Origin of the sequence: Okeania sp. SIO3B5, assembly GCF_010692555.1 — a bacterium.
GTDB lineage: Bacteria > Cyanobacteriota > Cyanobacteriia > Cyanobacteriales > Microcoleaceae > Okeania.
In genome coordinates this window covers 1-5,466 of record NZ_JAAHHG010000618.1, presented here as the reverse complement: position 1 = coordinate 5,466, position 5,466 = coordinate 1, and the positions used below count along the sequence as shown (strand labels likewise).

The following is a 5,466-nucleotide window of genomic DNA, read 5'->3' as shown; positions in this document are numbered from 1 at the left end:
TAGCGTCTAAACCATGCTTTGCTGCTTACTTTTGTCTAAACGTTTGTATATCCAGATAATAGCACAGGACAACTAAAGTTGTCTAGTCTAAACGACTCCCTTGTTTTCATCCCCCGGTTAAAACACGCTTGCTCTCAACGTCGCTTTTCGGTAAGTCCTGATATACTATAATGGTTAATAGTATAGTTGACATCCTCCCGACGTTCGCATGGCGCGACAACGCGGGATTCCTAAACCTCGCGGCTCAGGACTTTCTGCTTCGCTCCGCACCTGCTGAGGAGGCCAAACCTCTTTCTGGTCTAAAGGCGCGCTCCACAGACTGACACTGCTAGCCCAGCAGCCTAATTCTGTTTAGTATAGCATACTATGTGTAAAAACCGCTCTTATTGATTGGTTTTCCCATCCCTCCGCTCCCCTAATAGCTGCCGCCACCATCCTCCGCCAACGGGAGAGTGCGGGTCTTCAACCAACCTTGAGATAAATTTGACTCAACTTTTTCAGTAATTTCAATGTGACAGTTGATGATGCGATCGCTACTTTATGCAACCAACTCTGGCGACAGTATAACATAGTTTTTGGGCACTGCTCAAATTTACTAACTAAATACAGACAGATCTATAGTTCTTAAACACTATATATAGCGTACTTGCGTCAGTCCTGATGATATTAATTGGGATATTATCTGTTTTTCTAACAATGATAATATTTAAAATTTTTACTATTAAAGGTAATAAAGCTGAAGTCCGCAGTTCCTACCATAGGAGGCTAGCTGAAGTCCGCAGTTCCTCCGACAGGAGGCTAGCTGACTGCTGTTTGCGCAGCATTCCGCAGGAAATGCTTACCATTTCATTACCTAAAAACAGACTTTTATTTGTTCCCTCAAATAACAACAATTCGTTAATTAACCTTTCAGAATAATTGATAAATTTGGGAAAAATCTAGGGTAAAGCGTGGAAAATTCTCCCCTGCTCCCCTTCTGTCTTAACCAAGAATGAAACAGCCCTGCCTTTTTAAGGGCAGCAGAGATATATTTAACATTATATCTCATAAATTAGAGAAACGCTATATTTTTAATTAATTATTTTTTTTTCGTTAATATATTATTAAGCAATAATGATTAAACTTAACAAAACTTAACTTAATTCTCATGTTGTTTTGTAAGGAGTGCAATAATTATTGAAGAAAAGAAAAAAAGTGTTATGTTAGTAAATAAAGACTCTCCATTTATATTAATTGTGGATGACAACCCTACCAACTTATCTGTACTCTCAGAAACGCTTGGTACTGCTGGATTTCGTTTTCGAGTGGCAATGGATGGAGAAAGTGCTTTGGCCTTAGTTGAACGGAATATCCCTGAACTAATTTTACTGGATGTGGAAATGCCTGGAATAGATGGGTTTGAAACCTGTCGCCGGCTCAAAGCCAATCCTGTAACCAAATCCATTCCTATTATTTTTACCACTGCTCTTGTTGATACAGAAAGCAAAACAACGGGATTTTCTCTGGGTGCCGTTGATTACATTCCCAAGCCATTTGACCAGGCTGAAGTCTTAGCACGACTGCGGGTACACCTTCAATTAAAGCGCTTAACAGAATCTTTAGAAGAACAAGTGAGCGATCGCACAGCCGCCTTGCAAAAAGCCCAAGTACAATTGGTACAGCAAGAAAAACTTTCTGGACTTGGTGAAATGGTAGCGGGAATTGGCCATGAACTTAATAATCCGATTAACTTTATTGTCAACAATCTTCAGCCACTGCGAAATCATATAGCTGAAGTGACTGAAATTATCAATCTATATCAGCAGGAGTATCCCATACCCTCACCAGAGTTAAAGGAAGCTCTTGAGGATTTGGATCTAGAATTTGTCTTAGAAGATATAGCCAAAATTGTAGACTCTTTTACATTAGGTGCTGAACGGATAAAAAACATCTCACACTCACTCCGTACCTTTTCCCGTTCAGATAGTGAAACTAAAGTTTTAGTAGATTTGCATGAATGCTTGGATAGTACACTGACAATTTTGCAACATCGTCTCAAAGGTAATCCTGATCGCCTCCAAATCAAAATTATTAAGTCTTATGACTTATTGCCTTTAGTGCTGTGTTATCCAGGACAAATGAATCAGGTATTTATGAATATCATTGCTAATGCAATTGATGCTCTCGATGAAGCAACTATCCAGGAAAAAATGGGCGATCGAGTTCCTCAAATTAAAATTATAACTCAAAGAAATTCCGATCAACAAATCGTTATCCAAATTGCAGATAACGGAATTGGCATTCCCGAATCCATTAAACAACGTTTATTTGAGGCAATGTTTACCACAAAACCTGTTGGGAAAGGTACAGGCCTTGGACTGGCGATCACCGAACAAATTGTTGTAGAAAAGCACAATGGCACACTCACAGTCGATTCCCAATTTGGACAAGGAACAACATTTACAATCAAAATTCCCATGATATGAAAAAGGAAGAAGGAAGAAGGAAGAAGGAAGAAGTGGATGGGCACTCAAACCCCAACTAATTATCAACACCGTATAGACAAAGGGGTTTTATACCCAACAGAAAAAGATACAGCGGCTTCCGTTGTTATGAGGTACACCAGTCGCGGGCAAGATGCCTAAACGCAGGCAAGATGCCTACGCTACGATGATTTTACCATTCAAGCTTGTACCTCATTTGCCCAAAATATGTTTTCAAGAAGGTGTAATGCAAGCAAACAGATATATAAAACTAACTATAACAACTTCCTATGTATTATGTATATTAAATTTGGTTCCCTCAAATTTCACTTTATGTCCATCAAGAGTAAAATCATTTCTGGCTATTCGATCGCCTTAGGTGTAGCATTTGCTGGAACTTCATTAGGTTTTGCTATTGGTAACTACTATCAAAACAAGGCACAACAAGAACAACAGATAGCCTCCTACGAAAACCGACTTCTGAGCGCCCTGCAACTTGATGTTCTCTACAACCGCCCAGCTAAACAACTTGCTCCTTACCTTCAAGATCCTGAAGTTTTTCGTAAAGAGAGTAGTGCTTTGCTCAAACGACTGCAAAATATTCAGGAATTGCTCGCTAAACACAATAATTCTGGAAAACCAGCAACCCTCGAAGATTTGCAAACTTTTCTAGAAGACTATGAAGTAACTGTTGAGGAGTTTAAGCAGCGTGCAACTACCTTTCAAAAAACAGTACAACCCCTGACTCAGAAACTTGAGGGTTTAGAAACTGCTCAACAACTCTTGATAAATTTAGTTAAAAGTCCAGAATTTGTTGCTTTTATTGAAGCTCCCGATCTGATGGGAGAGTTTTATCAGCTCGTAATTCAAAGAGAAATAGATGCCGAGCAAGCCTTAAATGATGCCCAATTTCTACGAACTCAAATTATTGTTTTTAGCTTTGGCCTTTCAGGAGGAGTCGCTCTGATTCTGGCTTTATATAACAGTCATGCAATTGCCAAGCCACTGCAAACAGTTACAAATGTTGCTCAATTAGTTACTCGTGATTCTAACTTCAATCTGCAAGTACCAGTCCAAACCAATGATGAAGTAGGTGTATTAGCAACATCCCTAAATCAACTGATCGGCCGCGTCAAAGAGTTAATGACGGAAAAGCAGGCTTACATCATGCAACTGGAACAAGCGAAAGAAACTGCTCATGCGGCCAACCAAGCCAAAAGTGATTTTCTTGCCAATATGAGCCATGAACTCCGAACTCCCCTCAATGGTATCCTTGGCTATGCTCAAATCCTTGAGCATTCTGAAACCATGAGTGAGGAAGAAAACAAAGGTATTGATATTATCAAACAATGTGGCCTTCACCTGCTGAAGTTAATCAATGATATTCTCGATCTCTCCAAAATTGAAGCCCGCAAGCTTGATCTCTTGGTAAAGGAGTTTCATTTTCCCTCTTTCCTCCAAGGAGTGGCGGAAATATGTCGCATTCGAGCTGAACAAAAAGGTATAAATTTCTACTACTACCCCAATCAAAATTTACCCACAGGCATTCGTGCTGACGAAAAACGACTACAGCAGGTATTGATTAATCTTTTAAGTAATGGGATTAAATTTACTGATATTGGTAGCGTCACTTTTACAGTCACAGCACAAAAGTTGTCAGATGGACATCATCTGCACTTTGAAGTCAAAGATACAGGAGTAGGCATGACTCCAGAACAACAACAGAAAATATTCCTGCCATTTGAACAGGTGGGCGATCGAACAAAAAAGATAGAAGGTACAGGTTTGGGGTTAGCCATTAGTCAAAAGATTGTCAAGCTCATGGACAGTCAATTGGAAGTACGGAGTGAACTGGGTAAAGGCAGTACCTTCTGCTTCGATCTGGAAGTTCCAGAAGCACGAGAATGGGCAATAGTTTCGAGAACTGTTAAGCAAGGAACTATATTGGGTTATCAAGGTAAAAAATACCATGTTTTGGTTGTGGATGACCGTTGGGAAAATCGCTCGTTGGTGGTGAGCTTGCTAAAAGTGCTTGGCTTTGAAATGAGTGAAGCGAAAAATGGAAAGGAAGCTCTAGAAAAAATTCTGGTATTTCTGCCGGATGTAGTGATTACTGATTTAATGATGCCAGTAATGAATGGTTATGAATTTCTTAAATATATCCGCAGTTCAGAAAAATTGAAGGATGTGGTGGCGATCGCTTCTTCTGCTAGTGTGTTTGACAGTCATCAACAAGAGGCAATTGATGCTGGAGCTGATGTATTTTTGCCCAAACCTATACAGACTGACAAATTGCTACAAATTTTACAGCAGTATCTCGACTTAGAGTGGGTTTATGAGCAAAAGACTACAGCATCAGCTCAGGTGACTGAGGTTAGAAAAAGTGAAGAAATTGTTTCTCCAGCTATGAAAGTCTTACAAGAATTACTCACTTTAGTAGAAGATGGTGATATTCAAGGTGTTGTGGAGGTAGCTGAAGAGCTTCTAGCATCAGATGTGGCTTTTACTCCTTTTGCCCAAGAGATTTTGCAACTAGCGAATAGTTTCCAGCTTAAACAGTTAAAAACTTTTATTAAAGCCCACATTCCGCACCACAAAATATAAGTCAAAAGTCAAAAGTCAAAAGTAAGAAGTAAGAAGTAAAGAACTCAAAACTCAAAACTCAAAACTCAAAAGTAAGAAGTAAGAAGTAAAGAACTCAAAACTCAAAAGTCAAAAGTAAGAAAAAGTCAAAAGTCAAAGGTCAAAGGTAATAACCTACATTCCGCACGACAAAACGTAGTATAAAAATATAAGTCAAAAGTCAAAAGTAAGAAGTAAAGAACTCAAAAGTCAAAAGTCAAAGGTCAAATGGATGGTATTGGCCCGGAACAGTTGATATCATGTCCGGTTGAACAGTGATAAATAAATAACTACGGAGGAGTCAGGAGTCAGTCCTCAGGAGTCAGGAGTAAAGAGGGAAGAAAGAAGAAGAACTGGAGTTGAAGGAGAAAGTTTTTTTATA

The 5,466-nt window shown here is 39.2% G+C and carries 3 protein-coding genes; all 3 read left to right on the top strand.

What is annotated here, in order from left to right; translation table 11 throughout:
* Positions 1-1,199 precede the first annotated feature (1,199 nt).
* The 3 genes from F6K54_RS39510 (at position 1,200) to F6K54_RS39500 (ending at position 5,066) form a co-directional block, all read left to right on the top strand.
* Positions 1,200-2,465, top strand: a complete 1,266-nt coding sequence (locus F6K54_RS39510) for a sensor histidine kinase (RefSeq protein WP_293089743.1) — start codon at positions 1,200-1,202, stop codon at positions 2,463-2,465.
* A 36-nt stretch (positions 2,466-2,501) separates the two neighbouring features.
* Entirely contained in the window at positions 2,502-2,624 is a 123-nt protein-coding gene (locus F6K54_RS39505; protein ID WP_293089742.1) for a hypothetical protein, read from the top strand.
* Positions 2,625-2,795: 171 nt separating this feature from the next.
* A complete protein-coding gene (locus F6K54_RS39500; RefSeq protein ID WP_293089740.1) occupies positions 2,796-5,066 on the top strand; it encodes an ATP-binding protein in 2,271 nt (756 codons plus the stop codon).
* Positions 5,067-5,466: the final 400 nt, after the last annotated feature.

Coding starts and splice junctions, on each gene's coding strand:
- F6K54_RS39500 (WP_293089740.1), top strand. CDS start 2,796: ATGTCCATCAAGAGTAAAATCATTTCTGGCTATTCGATCGCCTTAGGT.
- F6K54_RS39510 (WP_293089743.1), top strand. CDS start 1,200: ATGTTAGTAAATAAAGACTCTCCATTTATATTAATTGTGGATGACAAC.
- F6K54_RS39505 (WP_293089742.1), top strand. CDS start 2,502: ATGGGCACTCAAACCCCAACTAATTATCAACACCGTATAGACAAAGGG.